20 protein-coding genes are annotated in these 26912 nt (G+C 72.3%); 6 read left to right on the top strand and 14 right to left on the bottom strand.

Going from position 1 to position 26912, the window contains the following annotated elements:
* Nucleotides 1-96: 96 nt before the first annotated feature.
* Both GSY65_RS24860 and GSY65_RS24855 read left to right on the top strand, forming a co-directional pair.
* The gene (locus GSY65_RS24860; RefSeq protein ID WP_159772731.1) at nt 97-1512 is read left to right on the top strand and encodes a zinc-dependent metalloprotease; all 1416 of its coding nucleotides are present in this window, start codon (nt 97-99) and stop codon (nt 1510-1512) included.
* On the top strand, nt 1509-2030 hold the full coding sequence (locus GSY65_RS24855; RefSeq protein WP_159772728.1) for an NUDIX hydrolase: 522 nt from the start codon (nt 1509-1511) through the stop codon (nt 2028-2030). Before GSY65_RS24860 ends, GSY65_RS24855 begins: the two co-directional genes overlap by 4 nt.
* A gap of 101 nt (nt 2031-2131) precedes the next feature.
* Here the strand turns inward: GSY65_RS24855 and GSY65_RS24850 are convergent, their stop codons facing one another.
* The 4 genes from GSY65_RS24850 to GSY65_RS24835 all read right to left on the bottom strand — a co-directional run bounded on the left by GSY65_RS24850 (nt 2132) and on the right by GSY65_RS24835 (nt 5990).
* Complete coding sequence (locus tag GSY65_RS24850; RefSeq protein ID WP_159772725.1) at nt 2132-2884, bottom strand: AIM24 family protein; 753 nt, start codon at nt 2882-2884, stop codon at nt 2132-2134.
* Nucleotides 2885-2911: 27 nt separating this feature from the next.
* Entirely contained in the window at nt 2912-3589 is a 678-nt protein-coding gene (locus tag GSY65_RS24845) for an AIM24 family protein (protein ID WP_159772722.1), read from the bottom strand.
* Nucleotides 3590-3597: 8 nt separating this feature from the next.
* Nucleotides 3598-5199 carry a TerD family protein gene (locus GSY65_RS24840; RefSeq protein ID WP_159772719.1) on the bottom strand — a complete coding sequence of 534 codons (1602 nt, stop codon included), beginning with the start codon at nt 5197-5199 and terminating at the stop codon, nt 3598-3600.
* Between the two features lie 194 nt (nt 5200-5393).
* Complete coding sequence (locus GSY65_RS24835; RefSeq protein ID WP_159772716.1) at nt 5394-5990, bottom strand: M48 metallopeptidase family protein; 597 nt, start codon at nt 5988-5990, stop codon at nt 5394-5396.
* Between the two features lie 219 nt (nt 5991-6209).
* Here GSY65_RS24835 and GSY65_RS24830 point away from each other — a divergent pair, with 219 nt between their 5' ends.
* The gene (locus tag GSY65_RS24830) at nt 6210-7475 is read left to right on the top strand and encodes a TOMM precursor leader peptide-binding protein (protein ID WP_159772713.1); all 1266 of its coding nucleotides are present in this window, start codon (nt 6210-6212) and stop codon (nt 7473-7475) included.
* Complete coding sequence (locus tag GSY65_RS24825; RefSeq protein ID WP_159772710.1) at nt 7468-8826, top strand: ABC1 kinase family protein; 1359 nt, start codon at nt 7468-7470, stop codon at nt 8824-8826. Before GSY65_RS24830 ends, GSY65_RS24825 begins: the two co-directional genes overlap by 8 nt.
* A 140-nt stretch (nt 8827-8966) precedes the next feature.
* On the opposite strand, the gene GSY65_RS24820 is transcribed toward GSY65_RS24825, so the two are convergent.
* From GSY65_RS24820 to GSY65_RS24800, 5 genes are all read right to left on the bottom strand, one after another.
* Nucleotides 8967-9176 (bottom strand): hypothetical protein, encoded by a 210-nt coding sequence (locus GSY65_RS24820; RefSeq protein WP_159772707.1) that lies wholly within the window; start codon nt 9174-9176, stop codon nt 8967-8969.
* Nucleotides 9177-9326: 150 nt separating this feature from the next.
* Nucleotides 9327-9650, bottom strand: coding sequence for a hypothetical protein (locus GSY65_RS24815; RefSeq protein ID WP_159772704.1), 324 nt, complete (start codon nt 9648-9650; stop codon nt 9327-9329).
* Nucleotides 9647-10015: a WhiB family transcriptional regulator gene (locus GSY65_RS24810; RefSeq protein ID WP_055538974.1), complete on the bottom strand. Its 369-nt coding sequence runs from the start codon at nt 10013-10015 to the stop codon at nt 9647-9649. The genes GSY65_RS24815 and GSY65_RS24810 overlap by 4 nt, the downstream gene beginning before the upstream one ends.
* Before the next feature lie 174 nt (nt 10016-10189).
* Entirely contained in the window at nt 10190-10513 is a 324-nt protein-coding gene (locus GSY65_RS24805; protein ID WP_159772701.1) for a hypothetical protein, read from the bottom strand.
* A gap of 163 nt (nt 10514-10676) precedes the next feature.
* A complete protein-coding gene (locus GSY65_RS24800) occupies nt 10677-12905 on the bottom strand; it encodes an ATP-dependent DNA helicase UvrD2 (protein ID WP_159772698.1) in 2229 nt (742 codons plus the stop codon).
* A gap of 216 nt (nt 12906-13121) precedes the next feature.
* Between GSY65_RS24800 and GSY65_RS24795 the strand changes: the two genes are divergently transcribed.
* Nucleotides 13122-13364, top strand: coding sequence for a mycoredoxin (locus tag GSY65_RS24795; protein ID WP_159772695.1), 243 nt, complete (start codon nt 13122-13124; stop codon nt 13362-13364).
* A gap of 28 nt (nt 13365-13392) precedes the next feature.
* Here GSY65_RS24795 and nudC read toward each other — a convergent pair whose 3' ends face one another.
* The 5 genes from nudC to GSY65_RS24770 all read right to left on the bottom strand — a co-directional run bounded on the left by nudC (nt 13393) and on the right by GSY65_RS24770 (nt 23604).
* The gene (gene nudC / locus GSY65_RS24790) at nt 13393-14340 is read right to left on the bottom strand and encodes an NAD(+) diphosphatase (RefSeq protein WP_201452664.1); all 948 of its coding nucleotides are present in this window, start codon (nt 14338-14340) and stop codon (nt 13393-13395) included.
* Between the two features lie 104 nt (nt 14341-14444).
* Nucleotides 14445-15848: a dipeptidase gene (locus GSY65_RS24785; protein ID WP_159772692.1), complete on the bottom strand. Its 1404-nt coding sequence runs from the start codon at nt 15846-15848 to the stop codon at nt 14445-14447.
* 10 nt (nt 15849-15858) lie between these two features.
* Nucleotides 15859-19404 (bottom strand): ATP-dependent helicase, encoded by a 3546-nt coding sequence (locus tag GSY65_RS24780; protein ID WP_159772689.1) that lies wholly within the window; start codon nt 19402-19404, stop codon nt 15859-15861.
* Nucleotides 19405-19504: 100 nt separating this feature from the next.
* The gene (locus GSY65_RS24775) at nt 19505-22963 is read right to left on the bottom strand and encodes an ATP-dependent helicase (protein ID WP_159772686.1); all 3459 of its coding nucleotides are present in this window, start codon (nt 22961-22963) and stop codon (nt 19505-19507) included.
* A gap of 284 nt (nt 22964-23247) precedes the next feature.
* Complete coding sequence (locus tag GSY65_RS24770; protein ID WP_328707514.1) at nt 23248-23604, bottom strand: MGMT family protein; 357 nt, start codon at nt 23602-23604, stop codon at nt 23248-23250.
* Between the two features lie 185 nt (nt 23605-23789).
* On the opposite strand from GSY65_RS24770, the gene GSY65_RS24765 reads away from it, so the two are divergent.
* Nucleotides 23790-26687 (top strand): lysylphosphatidylglycerol synthase transmembrane domain-containing protein, encoded by a 2898-nt coding sequence (locus tag GSY65_RS24765; RefSeq protein WP_159772680.1) that lies wholly within the window; start codon nt 23790-23792, stop codon nt 26685-26687.
* The last annotated feature ends 225 nt before the right edge of the window (nt 26688-26912 follow it).

Raw genomic sequence — 26912 nt, 5'->3', positions numbered from 1 at the left:
CACCGAGGCCCGAACCCGCCACGGTGTCTAGGCTGGGTGGTGTTCGGGCAGCCGTGCCGTCGGTGGAGCCGACGGCCCTATCAGCCGAGGAATCCCGTGAGTGACACCCCATTCGGATTCGGCCTTCCGCCGGAGGAGCCGGACGACGGCGACGAGGGCAAGAAGAAGGACCAGCAGAGCGGTGGTGGTCAGGGGCCTGCCAACCCGTTCGGCTTCGGCTTCCCCGGTGCCGGCGGCGCCGGTGCCGACAATCCGTTCGCCGCGATGTTCGGTTCCATGAACCCCACCGACCTGGGCGCCGCCTTCCAGCAGCTGGGCCAGATGCTCTCCTACGAGGGCGGCCCGGTGAACTGGGACATGGCCAAGCAGATCGCCCGCCAGACGGTCGCCCAGGGCACCGCCGACGGCACCAAGGACTCCAGCGTCGGCCCCGCCGAGCGCACCGCCGTCCAGGAGGCCGTCCGCCTGGCCGACCTGTGGCTCGACGACGCGACGTCCCTGCCGTCCGGTGCCGGCACCGCCGTGGCGTGGAGCCGCGCGGAGTGGGTGGAGGCGACCCTGCCGGCCTGGAAGGAGCTCGTGGACCCGGTGGCCGAGCGCGTCGGCGGCGCCATGGGGGACATCCTGCCGGAGGAGATGCAGGCCATGGCGGGCCCGCTGATCGGCATGATGAAGTCGATGGGCGGCGCCATGTTCGGCCAGCAGATCGGGCAGGCCGTGGGCGTGCTCGCGGGCGAGGTCGTCGGCTCGACGGACGTCGGCCTGCCGCTCGGGCCCGCCGGCAAGGCCGCGCTGCTGCCGGTCAACGTGGAGGCGTTCGGCAGGGACCTGGGCATCGGCCAGGACGAGGTGCGGCTCTACCTGGCGCTGCGCGAGGCCGCCCACCAGCGGCTCTTCGCACATGTGCCGTGGCTGCGCTCGCACCTGTTCGGCGCCGTCGAGGGCTACGCGCGCGGGATCAAGGTCGACACGGCGAAGCTGGAGGACGTGGTCGGCCAGTTCGACCCGCAGAACCCCGAGGAGCTGCAGCAGGCACTCCAGCAGGGCATGTTCCAGCCGGAGGACACCCCGGAGCAGAAGGCCGCCCTGGCCCGTCTGGAGACGGCGCTGGCGCTGGTGGAGGGCTGGGTCGACGCGGTGGTGCACGCGGCCGCGAAGCCCCGCCTGTCGTCAGCGGACGCGCTCCGTGAGACGCTGCGCCGCCGCCGTGCCACGGGTGGCCCGGCCGAGCAGACGTTCGCCACGCTGATCGGGCTGGAGCTGCGTCCCCGCCGGCTGCGCGACGCGTCCCGGCTGTGGGCCTCCCTGACCGACGCACGCGGCGTCGACGGCCGGGACGCGCTGTGGGCCCACCCGGACATGCTGCCCAACGCCTCCGACCTGGACGACCCCGACGGCTTCGTCCACCGCGAGCAGATGGACTTCTCGGAACTGGACAAGATGCTCGGCGAGGCGGCGTCCGGGTCCGGCGAGAAGCCGGACCTGAAGAAGAAGGACGACGACACCGAGTGAGCCTGCACGACGACGTGGTCCTCGTCCTGAAGAGGTACGGGGACCAGCCGGAGCTGCGCCAGGTCTATCTCGACCATCTGGCCGAGCACCCGGACGGCATCTGGAAGGCCTGCGCGGCCGGGCACATCACGGCGAGCGGGCTGGTGATCGACCCCGAGGGCGGGCGGGTGCTGCTGACGCTCCACCGGAAGCTGCGCATGTGGCTCCAGATGGGGGGCCACTGCGAGCCCGAGGACACGACCCTCGCGGCCGCCGCCCTGCGCGAGGCGACGGAGGAGTCCGGCGTCACCGGGCTGACCCTGCTGCCGGGCGGGCCGGTGCGCCTGGACCGCCACCCGATCCCGGCGCCCTGCCACTGGCACTACGACGTCCAGTACGCGGTGCTGGCTCCGTCGGACGCCGAGCACCAGGTCAGCGACGAGTCGCTCGACGTGCGCTGGTTCCCGTACGCCGAGGTGGCGGACGTGGCGGACGAGTCGGTCGTACGGCTGCTGGAGGCGGCGCGGGCGCGGGTGTGACGGCGCGGACCCCTCACCGGGACAAGAACGCCGTAAGGGGGCGTCCGCCGTGGCGTACGCCCCCTTACGTATGGCTCAGGTCCGCGCCATGCCCCCGGGGGTCAGTTACCGCTGCCCCCGAGGTTGTTCCCGCTCAGTCCGCCCGCGCCCATGCCGAACTGCCCGAGGACGCCGGACGCGCGGACGTGCTGCGGCGGCAGCAGCTCGCTCGGCTGCACCAGGACGTGTCCGCTGCCGGAGAAGTGCATCTCCCAGCCCTCACCGGTGGAGCCCCGGCGGCGCCACACGGCGGACGTCGAGGTCGGCGCCTGGAGCTGGGTGCGCAGCGAGGTGGACCAGGCGATGACGGCGTCCGAGTCGACGCAGATGTTCTTCTCGGGCGTCACTTCGAGCGCCAGCGGCTCGCCGGAGGTCATCAGGACGACCTTGCCGCCGCCGGACAGCTCCAGGTTGTACGCCCCCGCCGAGGCGACCTCGACGGCGCTGTCGACGGCGACGATGCCCACGTTCAGCGAACCGTCGAAGGCCAGGACGGCGGAGGAGTCCACGGTGATGCCGTGGCCGACGTCCATGATGTGCAGGTACTGCGCGAAGTTGGCGAGATACACGATCCCGTTGCCCTTGCAGCGCATGAGTTCCAGGCGTTCACCGGTCATCCGCTCCGCGTTGCGCCAGCTGCGGTTGCGGTACTGGCTGTCGAAGTCGACCTGGCCCTCGAAGGCGACCATGGCGCCCTGGCGTGCCAGGACGGGGCTGCTGCCGATGGTGACGTCCGTCTTGAGCAGCTGCGGGTTCTGCAGCGTGTAGCGCTCGGTGTGCTCCACCGGGATGTGCGCGAAGAGTGTGCTGTGCATGGTGTGCTGTTCTCCTCTCGGCCCCGGTCAGCCGCGGACCTTGAAACGGTCACCGGTGTCCTCGCTGGGCTGGACGACCACGAAGCCCTGTCCCTTGAACCCGATCTGGAAGGCCTCACCGCTGCCCCGGCCGATGAGTGCTCCGGCCTTGATGGTGCGGCGGGCCTTCATGTCGAGGCCGTCGGTCCAGGCGATCAGCGCGTCCGGGTCGACGTACGTCTCCCGTTCGGCGCAGTCGAGGGAGATCGGCACGCCCCGGCTGACCAGGGCGACCCACCCGGTGCCCCGGACGACCAGGTTGGTCAGGCCGGAGCCGGAGAGCTTGGCGAGGCCCTTGACCGGTTCGATGGTGAGCTGGAGGGAGGCGTCGCAGGCCAGCAGGGTGGGGCCGTTGACGGACAGCGCCTCGTTGTTCAGGTGGACGACGAGGACGTCGCCGCCGTAGTCGGCGAGGTAGAGGTCGCCGTCGCCGCGGCAGAGCATCAGCCTGCCGCCCTCTCCGGTGACCATCTCCTCGGCGCCGCGGCGCAGCGAGGCGGGCGCGGCGTCGAACTGCACGAAACCGTCGTAGGCGATCATCGAGCCGGCCTTGGCCAGCAGGTCCTGGCCGGTGACCATGGTGACCTTGAGCGTCTTGGAGCTGTGCACGCTCATCCGGACGCCGGTGGCCGCGGAGCGGTGCGCGTGGAGTGTCTGGAGGTCCATGCTCTGCCTCACACCTCGAAGGGCTGGACGACGACGAAGTTGCCGGGGGCACCGCGGAACTGGAGGTTGATCGCCTCCTGGGTCTGCCGGGCGTACCCGGAGCGGCGCAGCCTCAGCGAGGTCGTGGTGACGGCCTGCGCACCGGCGGACCAGGCGATGACGGCGTTGCCGTCGACGTAGGTGGCGGGGCCGACGGGCAGGACGACGGGGACGCCGCGCGTCTTGACGACGACCGCTCCGGTGCCGGAGAAGAGCATGCTGAACAGGCCGCCGCCGGGCAGACCGGCGCCCTCGATGCGGCGGATCTCGGTGTCGAGTGCCTCGTCGAAGGCGAGGACTCCGCGCGCGCTGGTGTAGAGCTGCTCGTTCTGGAGGCGGATGACGAAGAGCCTGCTGCCTTCGTCGGCGAGGAACACCTCGCCGTCGCCGGAACACCGCATGAGGGCCATGCCCTGCCCGGTGAGCTGACCCGTCAACTTGCCGAGCAGGCCGGAACCCTTGTGGGCGAAGTCGAGGTCGCCCTGGTAGGCGACCATGCTGCCCTGCTTGGCGAGGATGTTGGCGCCCTTGGTGAGGGTGGCCCGCACCATCTGCGGGTTCTGCTCGGTCCAGCGGTCACCGACGGGTGCCTCGGAGTACTTCGTCAGCACCGCGCGCAGTCCGGCCTCCGGCGGAACGGGGGCGAGCTGCGTCCCGCCGCCGAACGGCTGTCCCTGTCCCGGGAAGGCCGCCGGGGCGCCCGGAGGCGTGAACGGGCCGCCCTGCGGTGCCGCGCCGGGCGGCGGCGTGAACGGGCCGCCCTGCGGCGGGGCGCCCGGAGGGGTGAAGGGTCCGCCCTGCGGGGCGCCGGGCGGCGTGAAAGGGCCGGCCGGCGGTGCGGCCGGGGGCGGGACGGTGCCGCCGGGCGGTGTGTACAGCGGCGCGGCGATGGTCGGAGCGGCGTGCACGGACGGGGAGGACGGCGGGGGCGCGTAGCCCTGGGACGGGGCAGGTGCCGGTGCGGCGGGGGCGCCGAACGCGGGCGGGGCGAAGCCGGGAGCCGCGTCCGCCTGCGGCTGCTGGGGCGGGGCGGCCGGCTCCTCCTCGGCGACCTCGCCGCCGAAGTTCTTCAGCAGCGCGTCCAGGCCGCCGTCGAAACCCTGGCCGACGGCCGCGAACCGCCAGACGTCCTTCAGGTAGAAGTCGCCGAGCATCACGGCGCGCTCGGTGGAGAACTCAGAGCCGTCGAACGGGTACCGGGCCACCTCCTCGCCGCCCGCGACGATACGGAGGTATCCGGGGGAGATCTGCGACATCTGGCCATGGCCGTCGATCGTCGCCGTGAACGACAGCTTCTGGATCTGTGGCGGGATCTTGTCGAGCGTGACCCGGAAGGATTCCGTGTCGCCCGCCTGGGAACCCAGGAGCTGGATGGATTCCTCAGGGGTCTTCGGCTGGTTGAAGAAGACGAAGTAGCGGTCGTCCGAGAGACGTTCGTCGGCGTCCAGCCCGAAGCAGCTGATGTCGAAGGTCAGCCCGGGGGCGGAGATCTGTACGCCTACGTACAGATCCGTACCCGCGGTGAGGTCACTGATCTTGGCCTTGTGGCCGCGTTGGAATTCCCTGGCCATGCGTAACGACCGTCCCCCATCCCGAAAGTGAGTGCGCCTGCGAGTGCGTCGCGCCAGGCTAACCGCAAAGTCCGAGACCGTACGAGGCTGGTACAGACCCGGTACAAAAGCGCACCTTCGAGCCACCTGCCGGGAAACGCCCACGCAGGCGTGAAGTGTCGTTCATGTCACGTGCGGGCGCCCCGTGCCCGGCGTCACTCGTCGTCGGCGGCGGAGAGATGCGGCAGCCGGTCGGCGGCGACCACCCCTTCGAGGTATCCGCGAGCCCGTTCCGTGCGCGGGTACGCCTCCAGGAGTCGCCAGAAGCGCGGCCCGTGACCAGGCACGAGAAGGTGGGCGAGCTCATGGAGGAGGACGTAGTCGACGACGTACTCGGGCATGCCCTGCAGCCGGTGCGACAGCCGAATGCTGCCCTCGGCGGGGGTGCACGAGCCCCAGCGAGTGTTCTGGTTGGTGACCCAGCGGACGGAGGAGGGCCGGGCGCGCCCGCCGAAGTACTGGTCCGACAGGCGGGCGGCGCGTTCGGCCAGCTCGCTGTCGCCGAGGCACCGTTTGCTCTCCTGCGCCGCCAGCTTGTCGAGCATGACGGTCACCCAGCGTTGCTCCTCCGCCTCGGACATCCGGGCAGGGATCAGTACGACGGTGCGATCGCCCTCTCGGTACGCGGAGACCGTTCTGCGCCGTCGCGCGCTCCTGCGGACCTCGATCGCGCTCGCCCCCGAGCCGCTTGGCGGCTGGCTCGTCGTGCTGCGCTGTGGCTTTCCGGCGCGGTGCAGTGGGTCGGCGGGCACGCCCCGACGTTACCCGCTGCACAGGGGGGAAGTCCCGCCTCCGGGACGGTTGGATGTCGATCCGCACTCCGAGCGCCTGATTTGTACGACGAACGCCGCCGCCTGTGGACAACTCTCGACACGCATCGTCGCGGTCCGTGCATGCTGGCACTCGTCGGCGGACCGGGCACTCGCCCCGCCGACTCATGGGGATCCACTTCTGACTACGGGGGGCCGATCATGCATCCGATGGTGAAGCCCGCGCTCCGGCGCGGTTGGCGGGATCTCAACACCGTGCAGTTCGGTCTCGCACCGGCGCACGCCATGGTCCTGGGGCCGATGGACACGACGACGGGCAGTTTCCTCGACCTCCTCGACGGAACGCGCGGGCTGCCGCTCCTGCGCGAGGAGGGGCGTTCCATGGGGCTGCCCGACGGTCACGTGGACAAGATGGTGGACCGGCTGGCCGCTTCCGGCCTGCTGGACGACGCCACCGGCGGCGGCCCGGCCGCGGACGCCCTGCGGCGCAGGCCCGAGGTCCTGGACCGGCTGCGACCCGATGCCGCCACGCTCTCCCTGGTCACCCCCGCCCCGGGCGATGCCATGCGGCACCTGGCCGCCCGTCGCTCACAGAGAGTGCAGGTTCGGGGTGCGGGCAGGGTCGGCGCGGTGCTCGCCTCCCTGCTGTCGGGAGCGGGGGTCGGCGAGGTCGACGTCCGAGACGTCGGGCGGGTCGAGCCGTGGGACGTGGCACCGGGCGGTCTGCCCGTCGAGTCGATCGGCGAACGCAGGGACGTCGCGGCACGCCGGGCCGCCCGCCACGCGGCCCCCGACCGACCGCCTCGGCGCCGCGGCGGAACCCGGCCTCCCGCGGACCCGGCCGAGGACAGGCCGGCGGACCGCCTTCACGACGAGCCCGGCTTCTCCCTGGTGGTCCTCGCCCCACGCGACCCCGTCGACGTCCAGGCCCCCCGTACCACCGCCGCCGAGCCGCTCATCGCGTCCGGGACACCCCACCTCTACGCCGGCGTCGTGGAGGGCACGGCTGTCGTGGGCCCCCTGGTCCTGCCCGGAGAGACGGGCTGCGCGGGCTGCCTGGAGCAGGGGCGCGCGGACCGCGACGAGAGCTGGCCGCGGCTGGTCGCGCAGTGGCGCTCCGGCCGCCCCCGCCGGGTGGAGGCATGCGACATGACGCTCGCCGCGACGGTCGCGGCGCTGGCCGCAGGGCACGCCCTGTCCTTTCTCGACGGGCACACACCGTCCAGTGCGGGTGCCCGCTGGGAGGCCTCTCTACCGGGGCTCGACTGGCACGCGCGCCCGGTCTGGTCGCATCTCGATTGTCCCTGCGGGGCGGCGCAGAATGGATCGAGCGAGAAAGGTAACGGGGAACACACCCCGATGGACGGGGAACAGCGCGAGACAATGGCGAGGCATCAGCGGTCAACGAGGTTGTCCCGCAAGGCGTACGCGGCACGGCCTGCTGGGACTTGGAGGGCGCATGTCTGATCTTCCCCGGAAGGCGGTCACCCGGACCGCCAAGCTCGCCGCGCTCCCGCTCGGCTTCGCGGGTCGGGCCACCTGGGGCCTCGGCAAGCGGATCGTCGGAGAGTCGGCGGAACTCGTCGGCCGTGAGCTCCAGCAGCGCACCGCGGAGCAGCTGTTCAAGGTCCTGGGCGAGCTCAAGGGCGGCGCCATGAAGTTCGGGCAGGCCCTGTCCGTCTTCGAGTCGGCGCTCCCCGAGGAGGTAGCGGGTCCCTACCGCGCCGCTCTCACGAAACTCCAGGACGCCGCTCCGCCGATGCCGACCCGTACGGTGCACTCGGTGCTGCGGGAGCGGATCGGCGAGGACTGGCAGGAGCTGTTCCTCGAGTTCGAGGACAAGCCGGCCGCGGCCGCCTCGATCGGGCAGGTCCACCGGGCGGTGTGGCACGACGGCCGTGCGGTCGCGGTCAAGGTGCAGTATCCGGGCGCGGGCGAGGCCCTCCTGTCCGACCTGGGGCAGCTCAGCCGGTTCGCCCGCCTGCTGGGCCCGCTGGTTCCGGGGATGGACATCAAGCCCCTCATCGCGGAGCTGCGGGACCGGGTCTCCGAGGAGCTCGACTACGGTCTGGAGGCGCAGGCCCAGCAGGCGCACGCGGAGGAGTTCGCCGACGACCCGGATGTCGTGGTCCCGGCCGTGGTGCACCAGTGCGACCAGGTCCTCGTGACCGAGTGGATGGACGGCACGCCCCTGTCGGAAGTGATCAACGACGGCTCGCAGGAGCAGCGGGACCGAGCGGGCCAGCTGCTGACGCGTTTCCTCTTCTCGGGCCCGGCCCGCACCGGTCTTCTGCACGCCGACCCCCACCCCGGGAACTTCCGTCTCCTGCCGGACGAGAAGGTCGGCTGGCGCCTCGGCGTCCTCGACTTCGGCACGGTGGACCGGCTGCCGGGCGGCCTTCCCACCCCGATCGGCGACGCCCTGCGTCTGACCATCGAGGGCGAGGCCGAGGCCGTCTACGAGATGCTGTGCGCGGAGGGCTTCGTCAAGGAGTCGATCGAACTGGATCCCGACGCGGTCCTCGACTATCTGCTGCCCATCATCGAGCCGGCCCGGGCCGACGAGTTCTCCTTCGCCCGAGGCTGGATGCGCAGCCAGGCCGCCCGCATAGCCGACCCGCGCTCCCCCGCGCACCAGCTGGGCAAGCAGCTGAACCTTCCCCCGTCCTACCTGCTCATCCACCGGGTGACCCTGAGCACCATCGGTGTGCTGTGTCAGCTGGGTGCGACGGTCCGTATGCGCGACGAGCTGGAGGAATGGCTGCCGGGCTTCACTAAGGACGAGGAGCCGGAGCCGGAGTCGGCTGCGGGAGCGTGAGCGGGCGCCGAGCCACCGCCACGGGCCGGGCGGGGGCGCTCAGGAGCACGCCGGGACGCAGCCTCGCCGGAACTGCGGGGCTCTCCGCACGAGAGTGAATCGGCGCCCTGGGCTCGACCCGCTCCGCCGCCCCCGGCGGCTCACCACCATGCCGAGTCCAGGCGACCCTCGATCGCGCGGAGGTGCTCCCGGGCGCAGGTCTCGCAGAAGTAGTGGCGTCGGCCGTTCTCCACGGAACAGGTCCACAAGGGCTGGGGAGCCTCGGTGGCGGCCCCGCAGCGGGCACACACGAGGATCTGGGGTGTCGCGGCGGCGCCGCTGTCGTCGTTGCCCCCGGAAAGACTCGTCACCGGGCGACGATACCTCCGTGCCCGGCGGATCCGCGCTCGCGACGCAGCGCGGGGGCCGGTCTGTTCGGACCTGCCCCCGCGAGGAACCACCGTCAGAGGTGGTGATGATGTGCCTGTTCCGGCCGGTTCACGCCGATGGTCGCGCAGCGGCTACTGCATGACCGCCATGGCGAGCGCACGGCGGGCACGCATCGAGGCGCGCTCGGCCCGGCGCTGCATCCGGCGGGCGACCGCCAGGCGCATGGCTCGGCGGTCCTGCTCGGCCTGGTGCAGGCGGTCGTGCATATGCGCACGCGCCAGGGCTTCTGGCATGAGATGCATTTCTCGGGTCCTGTTCTGACGCGAGGCGTTCGCGCCGGTGGTGGTGAAGTCTGGGATCGGGGAGCCTGCGGGCTCGCTCGTGGACGGCTTCATCGGGGCCTGCTTCTTGGGGTCGTGCGTGAGGGGGCGGTCGATCGTTCCGGTGATGTTCATGCCGTGACCGGGTTCTTGCGCGGGCGACCACGAGGCCGCTTGCGGGCAACGACGACCCCCTGGACGAAGAGCTCGCCACCCCAGACGCCCCAGGGCTCACGCCGCTCCTTGGCGCCGGCGAGGCAGGCCTCCATCAGCGGGCAGGTGCGGCAGAGGGACTTGGCGTACTCGACGTCGGCCGGCGACTCGGCGAAGAAGACCTCCGGGTCGTAGGAGCGGCAGGGGACGGGTACGCCCAGGTTCTCGATGGCGTCGTCGAGCGCGGTGAGCGCGGTGAGCGGGGTCAAGGTGGAGTCCTCCGTGAGGCGGGGCGGGGGGATCGTTTCGGAAGGCGGTACGGACGGGGCGTGCGCTTCGAGTTGCACGGTTCGTCTTCCTCGTCTGGTCGTTCCGGCCGGGTGGGCCGGGTGCGGCTGGTACCGGGTTCTTTTCTTGTCCCGAGGCCCCTTCGCTCTGTTGTCCCCGGTCGGGGACAAACAGAAGGGCCGCGGATCCCGGATGGGGTTCCGCGGCCCTGAAGGCGCCGGCCTGATCGTCGATCAGGCTGGATCACTCCAGGGTTCAGGCCCACGGAAGGCCCACATCAGGTGGTGCTGCGTCGTCTGCTTCCGGATTCCGGCACCGGCCGCCGCAAAGGCATAGGCCTGCGCCTGTGCCTCTACTGCTGCTTCCAGTGCCTTGGTCGGTCGCTCGTTGCGCTCACGGACGGGAAGGCCCGCAGGGGACACGGAGGACGCCGGACGACCGCCACGGAAGGCGGACAGACCGGTGCCCAGGTTCGAGACGCCGAGCATGCACGTGGAGACGGCCGAGCGATCGGTCATTTTGACCGCGCTGCTGAAGCTGGTGTTGATGCTGATCACTGGACTCGCCTCCTCTCGGCGTCTACGGGATCGGTGTGAGCCGATCCGACGGATATGAAGTACACCACGAAAGCAGGGCCTCGGAGAAGGCCGCTGTTCCCGTGCCTAAGAACCTATGGGGATTACTGGGGCATGCGCAAACCATTTTTTCGACGAGTTCGTATCAGTCACTCCCGTCCTCGCCCTGGGGCTCCCGACCTGCACAGATGTCCAGAATGTCGGTGCCGTAGCGCTGGAGCTTACGGGCGATGACGCCGGGGATGCGCCCCAGTTCCACCGGAGTGCTCGGCCCCGCTTCCGCGATCGCCATCAGGGTCCGGTCGGTGAAGACGCAGAAGTCGGGCTGCCCGCTGCGCCGTGCCTGGACGGCCCGCCACTCCCGGAGCCGCTCGTACAGCCCCTCGTCCATGTCGGAGGGGCAGTCCTCGCAGCGCATCAGCTTCATCTCGCCCGCCTCGCGCAGGGTGCGGCCGCAGACCCGGCAGCGGGCCGGGGTCCGGCTGACGCGGCGGGCGACCGGTCCGCTGCCACCGACGACAGCGAGGCCGCCCGTTCGGTGGCCCGCCGAGCCCTGCTCGACCCCGCCGGAGGCGGTCGCCCCGGCTCGAGCGCCCCCGGGGGCGCTCGAGCCGGGGCGCAGACCGTCGAGGAACCGGCTGGGGCGCCGGTTCGGGCGGCTGCCGGGGGAACGGGACAGGGCCCAGGAGACGGAGAGCTGCTGCCGGGCGCGGGTGACGCCCACGTAAAGAAGTCGTCTCTCCTCCTCGATCTGCTCGTCCGTTCTGGCGTAGGTGATCGGCATCATGCCCTCGGCGACACCGACCAGGAAGACGACGTCCCACTCCAGGCCCTTCGCGGAGTGCAGGGAGGCGAGGGTGACGCCCTGGACGGTCGGGGCGTGCTGGGCGTTGGCCCGTTCCTCCAGTTCCGCCACGAGGTCGCCGAGGGTGGCGTCGGGCTTGGCCGCGGCGAAGTCCTGCGCCAGGTTCACCAGGGCGGCCAGTGATTCCCAGCGTTCCCTGACCGCTCCGGAGCCGGCCGGTGGTTCGCCGGTCCAGCCTTCGCCGGACAGTACGGCCCTCACCTGCGAGGGGAGGTCGACGGCGTCCTCCAGGAGGCTGTCGTTGCCCCCGAAGCGCGCCGCGGCTCGCAGCGCGGATCCGGCCCTGCGCACCTCGGGCCGGTCGAAGAAGCGCTCGGCGCCCCGCAGCTGGTAGGGCACCCCCGCGTCCGCGAGGGCCTGCTCGTAGGTCTCGGACTGGGAGTTCGTGCGGAACAGGACGGCGATCTCGCTCGCCGGGACCCCGGAGCCGATGAGGTCGCGGATGCGGCGGGCGGCGCCCTCCGCCTCGGCCGGCTCGTCCGCGTATTCGGTGTAGCGGGGTTCGGGTCCGGGGGGACGTTGGGAGATCAGTTCCAGCCGGTGGTCGGCGGCTCGGCCGCGGGCCTGGGCGAGGAGGCCGTTGGCGAGGTGGACGACCTGGGGGGTGGAGCGGTAGTCGCGGACGAGCTTGACGACGGTGGCCCCGGGGTGGCGGAGGCGGAAGTCGAGCAGATGGTCGGGGGTTGCGCCCGTGAACGAATAGATCGTCTGGCTGGCGTCGCCGACGACGCACAGGTCGTCCCGGTCGCCGAGCCACAGTTCCAGCAGGCGTTGCTGGAGAGGGCTGACGTCCTGGTACTCGTCGACCACGAAGTGCTGGTACTGGGAGCGGACCTGCTCGGCGATGTCGTGCCGGTCCTGGAGGATGCCGACGGTGAGCAGGAGGACGTCCTCGAAGTCGATGACGGCGCGTTCGCGCTTGAGGTCCTCGTAGGTGGAGTAGATCTGGGCGATCTCGGCCGGGTCGCGGGGGGTCTCCCGTCCGTGCTCGGCGGTCGCGGCGGCGTAGTCGGCGGGGACGGTCTGGGTGACCTTGGACCACTCGATCTCTGCGGCGGCGTCCCGTAGTTCGTTGCGATCGAGACGGATGCGGCAGGCGGCGGCCGCGTCCGCGACGAGGGGGATCTTGCGGTCGACGATCCGGGGCATGCCGCCGCCGACGGCCTTGGGCCAGAAGTACTGGAGCTGGCGCAGGGCCGCGGAGTGGAAGGTGCGGGCCTGGACACCGGCGGCGCCGAGCTGGCGGAGGCGGCCGCGCATCTCCCCGGCGGCGCGGGCGGTGAAGGTGACGGCGAGCACGCTGGCGGGCTGCAGTATCCCCGCCCGCACCCCGTAGGCGATGCGGTGGGTGATGGCGCGGGTCTTGCCGGTGCCGGCTCCCGCGAGGACGCACACCGGCCCGTGCAGGGCGGTGGCCACCGCGCGCTGCTCGGGGTCGAGCCCTTCGAGCACCGCGTCGGCCGAGTCGGGGACCCGCGGGAAGAGGGTGGAGTACGTTGCTGCTGTCACACGGCCATGCTGCCAGGTCGCCGGAGACGGCCGAGCCGGTTGTCCACAGGCGGGCCCCCGCAGTCGTACTAATGCGGCACGTTTCCCGTGTGTCCCGGGGGACTTGCGTGGGGCGTGGTGGTGGACGCCACCCTCCTGCGGGGAATGACGGACCCGTCGCGTACGTTCCACCCACTGCTACGAGCACCCCTCATACCGTGAAGGAGCGCCAGGGACATGGCGGGCACTGTGACGATGTACAGCACCACGTGGTGCGGCTACTGCCGTCGACTGAAGAGCCAGATGGACCGCGAGGGCATCACGTACACCGAGATCAACATCGAGCAGGACCCGGAGTCCGCGGCGTTCGTCGAGAAGGCGAACGGCGGGAACCAGACCGTTCCCACCGTCCTCTTCCCGGACGGTTCGACCCTCACCAACCCCTCGCTGGCGCAGGTCAGGCAGAAGATAGGGGCGTAGTCGCGGGAGCCCCCGTCCGGTCGCGCCCCTAGCCGGTGTGCCCCCGGGTCGGCAGGGTCTTGCCGTACCAGCGTTCGATCAGCCGGGCCGCGATCGAGATGCCTGAGGGAGCCAGCACCTCCCCGGACTCGAACGCGGCCCGCAGCTCTTCCCGGGAGAACCAGCGGGCCTCGTGGATCTCGTCGCCGTCCACGTCGATGTCGGTGGAGGTGGCGCGGGCCATGAAGCCGAGCATGAGGCTGGAGGGGAAGGGCCACGGCTGGCTGGCGATGTACTCGACCTGGCCGACGGTGATGCCGACCTCCTCGTGGACCTCCCGGCGCACGGCCTGCTCGATGGACTCACCGGGCTCCACGAAGCCCGCGAGGGTCGAGAAGCGGCCCTCGGGCCAGTGCAGCTGACGGCCGAGGAGGAGGCGGTCGGCGTCGTCCGTGACACCCATGATCACCGCGGGGTCGGTCCGCGGGTAGTGCTCGCCGCCGCAGGCCGGGCAGCGGCGGATGTGACCGGCCGCCGCGATGACCGTGCGCTCGCCGCAGCGGGAGCAGAAGCGGTGGGTGCGCTGCCAGTTCTCCAGACCGACCGCGTGCACCATGAGTCCGGTGTCGCGCGGCGACAGCAGCATGCCCGCCTCACGCAGGCCGGCCGGGCGGGCCGACTGGTCCATGCGTCCGGGGAGCGAGTCCTTCTGCAGTGCGAAGTACCTCACACCGTCGGCGTCGGTGCCCAGGAAGTAGCGGTGCGCCTCGGTGAGGGGTGCCTCGAAGGACGGGGTCATGACGAGTTCGGTGGTGCCGTCCGGCGTCTCGTCGATGAGGACCTGACCGCCGGAGACCACGAAGCAGCGGGTGGTGGGGTGGCTCCAGGCCGCCGCGAGCCAGGCCTCGTCGAGGCGGTGGTGGGCCGCCCGGTCGATGCCGCTCGGGGCGGTGAGCGCGATGGGTCGATCGGCGGTGTGGTCGGTCCAGGTCGTCACGGGTGCTTCCAACTCCCCCGGTGAAACGGTCGGGTTCGGGCGGGTGTTCGGGCAGGGCGTACGGCGGGCGGGTGCGCCGGGGTGCGGGGCGGTGTGGGGCTTCTTCAGTGTGCCTCGCGGGAGCTCGCAGCCAGCTCGCTCCAGAGGTAGGCGCTGGTCTCGACGCCTTTGAGGAGCAGGTCCAGTTCGACCTTCTCGTCGGGGGCGTGCCAGCCGTCGGAGGGGACGGAGATGCCCAGGAAGAGCACCGGGGCGTCGAGGACCTCCTGGAGGTCGGCGGCGGGGCCGGAACCGCCCTCGCGGGTGTAGCGGATCGGCTGCTGGAAGGCCCGGCCCATGGCGCGCACCAGGGATCGCAGGGCCGGGTGGTCCAGCGGGGTCAGACAGGGGCGGGTGGCGCCGCTGAAGGTGATCTCGTGGCGGATGCCCGCGGGCAGTCGTTCGGCGGCCCAGGCAGTGACGGCCTTGGCGATGTGGTCCGGGTCCTGGCCCGCGACCAGCCGGAAGGACAGCTTCACCATCGCCGAGGCGGGGATGATCGTCTTGCTGCCGGCGCCCTGGTAGCCGCCGCCGATGCCGTTGACCTCGGCGGTCGGGCGGGCCCAGACGCGTTCCAGGGTGGTGTGTCCGGCTTCTCCGTGGGCGGCCGTCGACCGGGCCGTGCGCAGCCACCGCTCCTCGTCGAAGGGCAGTTCGGCGAAGAGTTCGCGTTCGTGGTCGCTGAGTTCGACGATGCCGTCGTAGAAGCCGGGGATCGCCACGCGCGCGTGCTCGTCGTGCAGGGCGGCGACCAGGCGGGCGACCTCGGTGGCCGGGTTGGGGACGGCGCCGCCGAAGGAGCCGGAGTGGATGTCCTGGTCGGGGCCGTACAGCCGGATCTCGCACTCGGCGAGGCCGCGCATGCCGGTGCACACGGTGGGGGTGTCCTCGGACCACATGCCGGTGTCGGAGACGACCACCGCGTCGGCGGCGAGCCGCTCGGCGTTCTCCTCGACGAGGGCCCGGAAGTGCGGGGAGCCGGACTCCTCCTCGCCCTCGACGAGCATCTTGAGGTGGACGGCGGGGGCACTGCGGCCGGTGGTGGCGAGGTGGGCGCGGACGCCGAGTGTGTGGAAGAACACCTGCCCCTTGTCGTCGGCCGCCCCGCGCGCGTGGAGGCGGTTGCCCCGGACGACGGGCTCGAACGGCTCGGTGTGCCAGCCGTCCTCACGGGCGGCGGGCTGCACGTCGTGGTGGCCGTAGACCAGGACGGTGGGGGCGTCGGGGTCCTCGGAGGGCCACTCGGCGAAGACGGCGGGGGCGCCCGGTGTCTCCCAGACCTCGGCGACGGGGAAGCCGGTCTCCCGGAGTTTGGCGGCCAGCCAGTCGGCGCTGCGGCGTACGTCCGTGGCGTGCTCGGGCTGCGCCGACACCGACGGGATGCGCAGCCATTCCACGAGGTCGTCGAGGAAGGCGGCACGGTGGTTCTCGATGTACGTACGGACGGCGCTGTCCGGGGTCTCGCTCATGCTCACGAGACTATCGGCCCGCACCGGCGTACTCGTCCGGCGGTTCGTCCCCGGACGCCCTGAGCGCCTCCTCCGGCCGGGCGGGGGCGTCCGGGTCCGGCTCGTCGAGGAGCAGCCGTTCCAGCGCCCGCCGGTCGGGCAGGTTCTCCGGCCGGACGACGTCTCCCGTTCGTACGTACAGGAAAGCGGCCCCCACTGACTCCAGGGGCACGCCCCGCTGCTCGGCCCAGGCGAGGCGGTACAGCGCGAGCTGGAGGGGGTCGGCGGTGCGGGCGCGGCTGGTCTTCCAGTCGACGATCTCGTACGTCGTCGTCCCGTCGCCGTCGGTGTCCCGGTACACGGCGTCGATGCGGCCCCGTACGACGCGTCCGGCGATCGCGAGTTGGAAGGGCGTCTCGACGCGGTACGGGGTGCGGTGGGCGTAAGGGGTGCGCTCGAAGGCTTCCTTCAGTGCCTCCAGGTCCCGTTCGTCGGCGATCTCGGCCTCGCTGCCGGGCAGGTCCTCCGGCTCCAGCATGGGCAGCCGGAGTTCCTCGAAGCGGGCCTCGACCCAGGCGTGGAAGCGGGTGCCGCGGCGCGCGGCGGGCTGGGGCGGGCGCGGCATGGGGCGGGCGAGTTCCTGGGCGAAACCGTCGGGGTCGGCGGCCAGGCGCACCAGCTGCGACGCGGTCAGCGACGTCGGCAGGGGCACGTCGGTGACCTTGGCGCGGGCCCGCAGGAGCTCTCCGGTGAGGGCGTCGAGGTCGCGGTCCCAGGAGGCTACGGTGCGGGCCTCCTCGGGCGTCAGGTCGTCCTCGGCGGGGTGTCTGCGGGCGTGGGGCACCGAGGGCGTGCGGGCGCCGTGGGCGGGGGGTCGGGTCGGGGTCCCGGCGGTGCGGTTCGTGGTCCAGGAGTCCCAGTCGGCGGCGTCCTCCTCGGGAAGGTCCTCCTCCGGGATGTCCTCGGGGACGCGGTCGGGGTGGCCGCCGTCCAGGTACTCGTCGTCCGGCGGGGGCGGCCAGTCCGGGTCCTCGTGGGCGTACGGGTCGTCCGGGTGGGTGTCGTCGGAGGCGGAGGAGCGCTCCAGGTGGGCGAGTACGGTCTCGGCGGCCGCGCGTCGGCGGGCCAGGGCCGTGCCGTCCAGCGGCAGGGGCCAGGCGTGGTCGGCGGACGCCTCGTGCAGGGCGGGGTTCTCCGCGCCCTCCTCGGGTGCGTCGGCCCAGACCTCGATCTCGCCGAACCCGGCGGCGCAGTGGTCGTACAGGGCGGTCAGGAAGTCGGAGGGGCCTCGGGGGCGCTTCTGGGTGGGGCCCCACCAGTGGCCGGAGCCGAGGAGCAGGGAGCGGGGCCGGGTGAACGTCACGTAGCCGAGGCGGAGTTCCTCGGTGTGCTGGTGGTCCTTCATGGCCTCGTGGAAGGCCTTCAGGCCGCGCGAGTCCCAGGCCTCCACGTCGGGGAGGGTGTCGGCGTCGCCGCGCAGTTCGTGCGGCAGGACCCTGCCCTGGGCGGTCCACTTCTCGCGGCCCTGGGTGCTGGGGAAGGTCCCGGTGACCAGGCCGGGAACGGCGACGACGTCCCACTCCAGCCCTTTGGACTTGTGGGCGGTGAGCACCTTGACGGTGTTCTCGCCGCCCGGGAGGGCGTTGTCGAGGCCCTTCTCGTACTGGGCGGCCGTGCGCAGGAAGCCGAGGAAGGCGAGCAGGGTGGCCTCGCCGTCGCTGTTGGCGGCGAAGGAGGCGGCGATGTCGAGGAAGTTGGAGAGCGTCTCGCGGCGACGGGCGGCGAGCGCGTGCGGTGAGGCGGAGAGTTCGACTTCGAGGCCGGTGACGGCGAGCACCCGGTGGAGGACGTCCATGAGCGGGTCGGCGAGGGAGCGGCGCAGGTCGCGCAGTTCGGCGGCGAGGCGGGCGAACCGTATGCGCGCGTCCGGCGAGAAGGGCAGCCCGTCGTCCTCGCCCTCGGCTTCGAGGGGCAGTTCGAGGAACGTGTCGAGCGCGTCGGCCAGCGAGATCACCTCGGCCGGGTCGACGCCTTCGACGGCGGCGGCGAGCCGGCGGTCCGGGTCGTCGTCGGCGCCCACGCGCGCGTGCGACACGAGAAGCCGGGCCCGGCGTCCCAGGAGGGCGAGGTCGCGGGGGCCGATGCGCCAGCGCGGGCCGGTGAGCAGACGGACCAGGGAGGCGTTGGCGCCCGGGTCCTGGAGGACCTCGCAGACGGCGACGAGGTCGGCCACCTCGGGGAGGTGGAGCAGTCCGGAGAGGCCGACGACCTCGACCGGGATGTCACGGGCGACGAGTGCGCCCTGGATGTCGGCGAAGTCGGTGGCGGTACGGCACAGGACCGCGATCTCGCCCGGTTCCTTGCCGGTGCGGACGAGGTGGGCGATCGAGTCGGCGATCCAGTCGAGTTCCTCGGCGTGGGTCGGCAGCAGGGCGCAGCGGACCATGCCGTCGCGCTCGGCTCCGGGGGCGGGCCTGAGGGCCTCCACGCCCGCGTGCATCGCGCGCAGGGGTTCGGCGAGACCGTTGGCGAGGTCGAGGAGGCGGCCGCCGCTGCGGCGGTTCTCGCTGAGGGCCTGGCGGGTCGCGGGGCGGCCGTCGGAGTGGGCGAAGTGCTCGGGGAAGTCGTCGAGGTTGGCGACGGAGGCACCGCGCCAGCCGTAGATGGCCTGGCAGGGGTCGCCGACGGCGGTCACGGGGTGGCCGGTGCCGCCTCCGAACAGGCCCGCGAGCAGGACGCGTTGGGCCACGGAGGTGTCCTGGTACTCGTCGAGGAGGACCACCCGGAACTCGTCCCGCAGCAGGCGGCCGACCTCGGGCAGTCGACCGAGACCGGCCGACAGGGCGATCTGGTCCCCGAAGTCGAGGAGGTCCCGTTCGCGCTTGGCGGCCCGGTAGCGGCCGACCAGCTCCGCGAGTTCCCGGCGGGCGGCGGCCGCCTCGGGGACCTTGCGGAGGTCCGCGTTGGAGAGCTTGGCGCTCTCCAGGTCGCGCAGCAGCTCCGCGTCGTAGGCACGCAGTTCCTCGGGGCGTACGAGGTGCTCGGCGAGTTCGGAGTCGAGTGCGAGGAGGTCGCTGACGAGGTCGGGGAAGGAGCGGGTGAGCGCCGGGTAGGGACCGGGGGACTCGCGGAGCACGCGCGCGGCGAGCTGGTAGCGGGTGGCGTCGGCGAGGAGACGGGAGGTGGGCTCCAGGCCGATGCGCAGCCCGTGGTCGGTGAGGAGGCGGCCCGCGAAGGCGTGGTACGTGGAGATGACGGGCTCGCCCGGCGGGTTGTCGGGGTCGATCACGTCGGGGTCGGTGATGCCGGCCTTGACCAGGGCCTTGCGCACCCGCTCGGCGAGTTCGCCGGCCGCCTTGTTGGTGAAAGTCAGGCCGAGCACCTGTTCGGGTGCGACTTGTCCGGTGCCGACCAGCCAGACCACGCGCGCGGCCATCACCGTGGTCTTGCCCGAGCCGGCTCCGGCCACGATCACCTGCGGGGCGGGCGGCGCGATGATGCAGGCCGTCTGCTCCGGGGTGAAGGGGATGCCCAGGAGCTCCTTGAGCTGCTCGGGATCAGTGATACGGGCTGACACCCCAGAGAGGCTAGCGGCGACCACTGACAGCGGACGCCGGATCACTGTCCGGGCGGGGAGAAGCGCTGGTCAGCACAGGTGGTGCTGTGGGTCACGCCGGTCACTCGACCACGTGGCGGCCCTCCGGGCGGGCACTGCAGGACGCCCGGAAGGCGCAGTGTGCGCAGTGTTGTCCGGCGGTCGGGGAGAAGCGTTCGTCCAGGACCTTGCCGGCGGCGTTGGCGAGGAGTCCGCCGACCCAGTCGCCCTCCAGGGGGGCCTGGGCCTGCACCCTGGGAAGCGTCTCACCGCCGTTCTTCTTGGCCGCGCCCTGCCGCAGCTGGACGAGTTCGGCGCCGCCCGGTTCGGGCCGTGTTCCGCCGAAGGGCTCGTCGACGGCCCCCTCGCGGACCGCGAGCTGGTAGACGGCGAGCTGCGGGTGCCGTTCGACCTCGGCGGCGGTCGGCGCCTGCTTGCCGGTCTTGAAGTCGACCACGTAGGCGCGGCCCTCGGCGTCGGTCTCCACGCGGTCCATGGATCCCCGGATGCGCACCTCGTAGTCGCCCGCCTCCAGGGTCACGTCGAAGTCCTGCTCGCTGGCCACCGGGGTGCGTCCGGCCCGCATCCCGTTCGAGTCGACGTGCCAGGCCAGGAAGCGTTCGAGCGCCACGCGCGCGTGCTGCTTCTCCTGGTCCGACTTCCAGGGGGCGTCGAAGGCGAGCGCGTTCCACACGGAGTCGAGGCGCTCCATGAGGACGTCGAGGTCGGCGGGGGTGCGTCCGGAGGCGACCTCGTCCGCCAGCACGTGCACGACGTTGCCGAAGCCCTGGGCGGCGGTCGCGGGAGCGTCGGCCTTCACCTCTCGGCCCAGGAACCACTGCAGGGCGCACGTGTTGGCGAGCTGGTCGAGGGCGCTGCCGGACAGCACGACGGGCTGGTCGCGGTTCCTGAGCGGCACCTTGCTCTCGGTGGGCTCGAACATGCCCCACCAGCGGTACGGGTGCGCCGACGGCACCAGCGGGCGACCGTCCTCGTCGCTCAGTGCGGCGAGCCTGGCCAGTCGCAGGGCCGCGGCCTCGCGCAGCGCGTCCGACACCCGCGGGTCGACCGTCGTGGCGCGCAGTTCGGCCACGAGGGCGGCCACGGAGAGCGGACGGCGGGGACGGCCGGTGACGTCCTTGGGTTCCACGCCGAGCTCGGCGAGGAAGCGGGAGGGCTGGTCGCCGTCGTCGGCGGGGGCCTTCACGGCGGTGACGACGAGGCGCTCACGCGCACGTGTGGCGGCCACGTAGAACAGACGCCGCTCCTCGGCGAGCAGCGCTCCCGGCGTGAGCGGTTCGGCGAGGCCGTCGCGGCCGATGCGGTCGGCCTCCAGGAGCGAGCCACGGCGGCGCTGGTCCGGCCAGAGCCCTTCCTGGACGCCCGCCACCACGACCATGCGCCACTGGAGACCCTTGGAGCGGTGCGCGGTCATCAGGCGTACTGCGTCGGGGCGCACAGCCCGTCCGGTGAGCGTGTCGGCGGCGATGTCCTCGGCCTCGATCTCCGCGAGGAAGTTGAGGGCGCCGAGTCCTCCGGTGCGTTCCTCCGCGCGGGCCGCGGTGGCGAACAGCGCGCACACGGCGTCGAGGTCCCGGTCCGCGTTGCGTCCGGCCGCGCCGCCGCGCCGGGCGGCCCGCTCCAGACGCCTGGGCCACGGCGTGCCGTCCCACAGGTCCCACAGGGCCTCCTCGGCCGTGCCGCCGCCAGCGAGACGCTCCCGCGCCTTGCGCAGCAGCGCGCCGAGGCGTTGCGCGCCCCGCGCGTACACGGGGTCGTGGGCGACCAGGCGCTCCGGTTCGGCCAGGGCGCGGGCCAGCAGCTCGTCCGAGGGAGGCGGTACGGGGTTGCCCCCGGCCCGCTCCTCCTCGCGCAGGGCGCGGCCCAGTCGCCTCAGGTCGGCGGTGTCCATACCGGCGAGAGGGGAGGCGAGGAGGGTGAGCGCGGTCTCGGTGTCCAGCCAGCACGGGTCCGGCCCGGGGGCGCCGGACGGCTCGCCAGACTCCGCCGCCGAACCGGTGTCGAACTCGTCGTCCGCCTGCGGCTGCCCACTCGTCGCGGTCTCCCCGACCCTCTCCTCTTCCTCGGCCCGCTCGGCCTCCCGGGCGTCCGCCGGCCCCTGTGCGGACGTCGAGCCGGGCTCTGCCAGCTCCGCCCGGGCGACCGCTCGCAGGGCCGTCAGGAGGGGCTGTACGGCTGGTTCGTGGCGGAGCGGCAGGTCGTCGCCGTCGATCTCCAGGGGGACGCCCGCTGCCGTGAGGGCGCGCCGCATCGACGGGATCGTGCGGGCACCCGCGCGTACCAGGACAGCCATCTCGCCCCAGGGGACACCGTCCTCCAGGTGGGCCCGGCGCAGGATGTCCGCGATGTTGTCCAGTTCCGTGCCCGGCGTGGGGTACGTGTAGACGTCGACGCGGCCGCCGTCCCGTACCGGTCGGAGTTCGCGGTGGGCCCGTGCCTTCTCCGCCGGGAGGCGGGTGAGCGGCATGCGCTGGGTGAGCAGGCGGGTGGCCGCGAGCAGGTCGGCACCCGAGCGGCGGGCGGTCCGGAGGACGGCGACCGGCGCGGGGCGGCCGTCCGCGCGGGGGAAGGCGACCGGGAACTCCAGGATGCCGTTCACGTCGGCGCCCCGGAACGTGTAGATCGACTGGTCGGGGTCGCCGAGGGCGACCAGGGTGCGGCCGCCGCCCGCCAGGGCCCTCAGCAGCCGTACCTGCGCCGGATCGGTGTCCTGGTACTCGTCGACGTAGACCGCGTCGTACTGCCCGGCCAGGTGCTCGGCGACGCCGGGCCGGCCCGCGAGGAGCACCGCGCGGTGGACGAGTTCCGCGTAGTCGAGGACTCCTTGCAGGTCGAGGACGTCGAGGTACTCGGCGAGGAAGGCGGAGGCCGCACGCCAGTCGGGACGGCCGATGCGGTCGGCGAAGGCCCGCAGGTCGGCGGGGGCCAGGCCCAGCTCACGGCTGCGGGCGAGGACCGCGCGGACCTCGTCGGCGAAGCCGCGCGTGGTGAGGCAGGCGCGCAGTTCGTCCGGCCAGCGCACGTGCGCGAGGCCGAGGCGTTCGAGGGCGGGCTGGCCCGCGAGAAGCTCACGGACGGCTACGTCCTGCTCGGGGCCGGACAGCAGGCGCAGGGGCTCGACGAACAGGTCGCTGTCCTGGTGGGCACGGACCAGGGCGTAGGAGAACGAGTGGAACGTGGTGGCCCGCGGGGCGCGCGCGGCGCCCATGCGCAGCGCCATGCGGTCGCGCAACTCGACGGCCGCCTTGCGGCTGAAGGTCAGTACGAGGACGCGCTCGGGGTCGGTTCCGCGGTTGACGCGGGCCGCCACGGACTCGACGAGGGTGGTCGTCTTTCCGGTGCCCGGACCTGCGAGAACGAGCAAGGGGCCGGTCTCGTGGTCAACCACGGCGGCCTGTTCGGCGTCCAGACGAGGGGGACTCGATCGGACCGGTGGGGTACGCACCAGTCGGTAAGCGCCACGGCTCCCCTGTCGCACCTGGGTGTGCGACAGGCGCCTGGTGGAGGAAGAGGAGCTCACGTGGTTCGCCGGTCCTGGTGGGTGTGCTGGTTGCCCTGCCCCTGCTCGTGGAGAGCGGTGGCCGCGGGGTGAGGGGGACACGTGCAGCCGACGCTACGCCGACGAGTGGTGCGGAAGCGCTGCTTCCTCTTGCCCCCTCGCGACTCACGCGGCTCGCGCGTCCCTCGCCCCACGAACGTACGGCATGCCACCGACGTGCCCCGCTTCCCCCGTACGAGGGCGCCTCGGGGGCCGTCCGGCGCGGAATGCCGTCGGGTGTGATGACCCGCGCGCTCGCCGCCCTCTCAGCGCATGCGTTCGACGCCGTCCCAGCGTGCCCGTTTCATATTGATGTGCGGCACATGCCCCTCGGCGGCCCGACTCGCCTGGCGCAGGGGCGTGCCCTCCGTCCGGTAGTGACCCAGCGCTCTCAGCTCGTGGCCGGGCAGCAGATGACCGTCCGCGCGGACCACCCGCCACCACGGCACGGCACCCCCGTAGAGGGCCATCACGCGGCCCACCTGACGCGGGCCGCCCTCCCCCAGCCACTCGGCGACGTCCCCGTACGTCATCACCCGCCCGGGCGGGATCAGCTCGGCGACCTCGAGGACCCGCTCCGCGTACTCCGGCAGGGCGTCCACCGGAAGGCTCTCCTCGCTCATTCGGCCCATACTGCCCCACCACACCGACAATGGGACGTGGTGGCCGACGCGTGCGTCCCTCGCTCCGAGGACGGTCTTCGGGCAGACTGTGCGCCCCCGCATTGCACCCTGATGCCCCTGTGTGCCCACCCGGCATGCCACCATCGTGCGGGCGGTGACTGGTGATACGAGACCAAGAAGAGACGATGAAGCAGCAGAGCGTGCACCCCGATGACGCGGCGGGCACCTCTGACGCCTCGTCGCGCCCGAACACCGCCGGCGGGGACGACAAGAGCGCCGGAGCCGCCGCCCCGAAGGACCCGGCGAACACCGCGCCCGAGGAGACATCGCGCTCCCCCAGGACGCGCGAGGACCGGCCCGACGACCGACACGACGACCGGCACGACGGCACGACGTCGCCGGCAGGACCGGACTCCGACGTCCCGGACGAAGGGCACGACGGCCCGGACGAGGGCCACGACGGTCCGGACGAGGGCCACGACGGTCCGGACGAGGGGCACTCGGACGCGGTCGAGGGCGACGAACCACTGCTCCCCGCGCGCGTGCACCGCCCCTCGGACCTCATGCGGCTGTCGGTCGGCATCCTCGGGATCGTCGTCCTGCTGGCGATCGCCGCGTTCGCGCACGGCACCACGGCCGGCCTCGAACAGGACATCAACAAGGGCACCGGCCAGGCACCCGATCTGGTGATCAAACTCGCGGGGCTGGGGTCGAGCATCGCGATCCTGCTGGTCCCGGTCGCCTTCGCGATCGAACGTCTGATCAAGCGGGACGGACTGCGCATCGCGGACGGTGTGCTCGCGGCGGTCCTGGCGCACGGGGTGACCCTGGCGACGGACCTGTGGGTGGCCCGCACCGCCCCGGACTCGATCCAGGAGGCGCTCACCCAGCCCTCCCCCGGCGACATCCACGCCCTCACGGACCCCGTCCACGGCTACCTGGCGCCGGTCATCGCCTACATGACCGCCGTGGGCATGTCCCGCAGACCCCGCTGGCGCGCGGTGCTGTGGATCGTGCTGCTGCTGGACACGTTCTCCATGCTGGTCGCCGGCTACACGACGCCGTTCTCGATCGTCCTGACGGTGCTGATCGGCTGGACGGTCGCCTACGGGACGCTCTACGCCGTCGGCTCGCCGAACGTACGTCCTACCGGCCGGACCCTGATGGCGGGCCTCAGGCGGGTCGGCTTCAAGCCGGTGAGCGCCGCCCGCGAGGACGCCTCGGACACCACGGAAGGCGGCGACCGGGGCCGGCGGTACTTCGTGACGCTGGAGGACGGCCCACCCCTCGACGTCACCGTCGTCGACCGGGAGCAGCAGGCACAGGGCTTCTTCTACCGCGTCTGGCGGCGGCTGACCCTGCGTGGCATCACCACGCGCCGCAGCCTGCAGTCCCTGCGCCAGGCCCTGGAGCAGGAGGCACTGCTCGCGTACGCGGCCATCGCGGCCGGCGCCAACGCCCCCAAGCTGATCGCGACCTCCGAGCTGGGGCCGGACGCGGTGATGCTCGTCTACGAGCACACCGGCGGGCGCACCCTGGACTCACTGTCGGACGACGAGGTCACCGACGAACTGCTGCACGAAACCTGGGCCCAGGTGAAGGCCCTGCAGTCACGCCGTATCGCGCACCGCAGGCTCGTGGGCGACGCGATCGTGGTGGATCGTTCCGGCACGGTGATCCTCACCGATCTGCGCGTCGGTGAGATCGCGGCCGGTGACCTTGTGCTCCGCATGGACGTGTCCCAGCTCCTGACCACGCTCGGGCTCCGGGTGGGCGCCGAGCGCGCGGTGGCGTCGGCGGTGAGCGTCCTCGGCCCCGACGCGGTGGCCGACTGCCTGCCGATGCTGCAACCCATCGCGTTGTCACGCTCCACGCGGGCGACGCTGCGCAGACTGGCCCGCGAGCGGGCGGAGCGCGAGCGCGAGGCCGTCCTGGAGGCCTCCCAGCTGGCCAAGCAGGCCCGCGCGGAGGAGCACAAGGAGGCCGAGGCGGGCAAGACCGCCAAGAAGACCGTGCGAGCCGAGCAGCGGGCGGAGAAGCGGGCGATCGACGAGGCCGTGGAAGAGGCCCGCGAGGAGGATCTGCTCACCCAGATCCGCCACCAGGTGCTGCTCATCAGGCCGCAGGCGCCCGTCGAACCGGCCCGCCTGGAACGGGTCCGGCCGCGCACGCTGATCAGTTTCATCGCCGGTGCCATCGGCGCGTACTTCCTGCTGACCCAGCTGACCCACATCGAGTTCGGGCCGCTCATCCGGAACGCCGAATGGGGCTGGGTCGCCGCGGCGGTGTTCTTCTCCGCGCTGAGCTACGTGGCCGCGGCGATGAGCCTGCTGGGGTTCGTACCGGAGCGGGTGCCGTTCCCGCGGACGGTGGCGGCGCAGGTCGCCGGGTCCTTCGTGAAGATCGTCGCCCCGGCGGCGGTGGGCGGTGTGGCGCTCAACACGCGCTTCCTGCAGCGGGCGGGGGTCCGGCCGGGCCTCGCGGTGGCGAGTGTGGGCGCCTCGCAGCTGTTCGGGCTGGGCTGCCACATCCTCATGCTGCTCGCCTTCGGCTACCTCACCGGAACCGAGAAGACACCGTCGCTGTCCCCGTCCCGCACGGTCATCGCGGGCCTGTTGACGGTCGCGGTGCTCGTCCTGGTGGTGACGTCGATCCCGTTCCTGCGGAAGTTCGTCGTCACGCGCGTGCGCTCACTCTTCGCCGGTGTCGTCCCGCGCATGCTCGACGTGCTGCAGCGGCCGCAGAAGCTGGTCACCGGCATCGGCGGCATGCTGCTCCTCACCGGCTGCTTCGTGATGTGCCTGGACGCCTCGATCCGCGCCTTCGGTGACGAGAGCGCCTCGATCAGCATCGCCAGCGTCGCGGTCGTCTTCCTCGCCGGCAACGCGCTGGGCTCGGCGGCACCGACCCCCGGCGGTGTGGGCGCGGTCGAGGCCACGCTGACGGTCGGTCTCATCGCCGTCGGCCTCCCCAAGGAGGTCGCGGCCCCCGCGGTCCTGCTGTTCCGGCTCCTGACGCTGTGGCTGCCCGTGCTGCCGGGGTGGCTGGCCTTCAACCAGCTCACACGCAAGGGAGCCCTCTAGTGCCGCGGCAGGCAACGTTTGCCCGTCGAGGAGCGGCGCCCGGTGCGTGCTCTCGGCATGCCGGGCGCACGTCCCCGTACTGGATGTACTCGGGCTCGTGCCCGGTGCGCCGAGAGTGCGTGCCGGGCATCGCGACGGGGCAAACGCTGCCTGCCGCGGCACTAGGAGGGCGGTGCGCCGCGTCCGCGCGCGCGTGGACGCGGATCGGGCCCTTTCACCCGCTCG

The sequence above is a fragment of the Streptomyces sp. HM190 genome, from assembly GCF_009857135.1.
In the GTDB taxonomy this organism is placed as follows: domain Bacteria; phylum Actinomycetota; class Actinomycetes; order Streptomycetales; family Streptomycetaceae; genus Streptomyces; species Streptomyces heilongjiangensis.
Note: the sequence above shows the minus strand (reverse complement) of the source record. Positions and strands in the feature narration are given on the sequence as shown.

Excerpts from the sequence above, each read along its gene's own strand:
- GSY65_RS24850 (WP_159772725.1), bottom strand. The coding sequence starts at position 2,884 with ATGCACAGCACACTCTTCGCGCACATCCCGGTGGAGCACACCGAGCGC.
- GSY65_RS24845 (WP_159772722.1), bottom strand. The coding sequence starts at position 3,589 with ATGGACCTCCAGACACTCCACGCGCACCGCTCCGCGGCCACCGGCGTC.
- GSY65_RS24840 (WP_159772719.1), bottom strand. The coding sequence starts at position 5,199 with ATGGCCAGGGAATTCCAACGCGGCCACAAGGCCAAGATCAGTGACCTC.
- GSY65_RS24830 (WP_159772713.1), top strand. The coding sequence starts at position 6,210 with ATGCATCCGATGGTGAAGCCCGCGCTCCGGCGCGGTTGGCGGGATCTC.
- GSY65_RS24825 (WP_159772710.1), top strand. The coding sequence starts at position 7,468 with ATGTCTGATCTTCCCCGGAAGGCGGTCACCCGGACCGCCAAGCTCGCC.
- GSY65_RS24815 (WP_159772704.1), bottom strand. The coding sequence starts at position 9,650 with ATGAACATCACCGGAACGATCGACCGCCCCCTCACGCACGACCCCAAG.
- GSY65_RS24795 (WP_159772695.1), top strand. The coding sequence starts at position 13,122 with ATGGCGGGCACTGTGACGATGTACAGCACCACGTGGTGCGGCTACTGC.
- GSY65_RS24785 (WP_159772692.1), bottom strand. The coding sequence starts at position 15,848 with ATGAGCGAGACCCCGGACAGCGCCGTCCGTACGTACATCGAGAACCAC.
- GSY65_RS24770 (WP_328707514.1), bottom strand. The coding sequence starts at position 23,604 with ATGAGCGAGGAGAGCCTTCCGGTGGACGCCCTGCCGGAGTACGCGGAG.
- GSY65_RS24765 (WP_159772680.1), top strand. The coding sequence starts at position 23,790 with ATGAAGCAGCAGAGCGTGCACCCCGATGACGCGGCGGGCACCTCTGAC.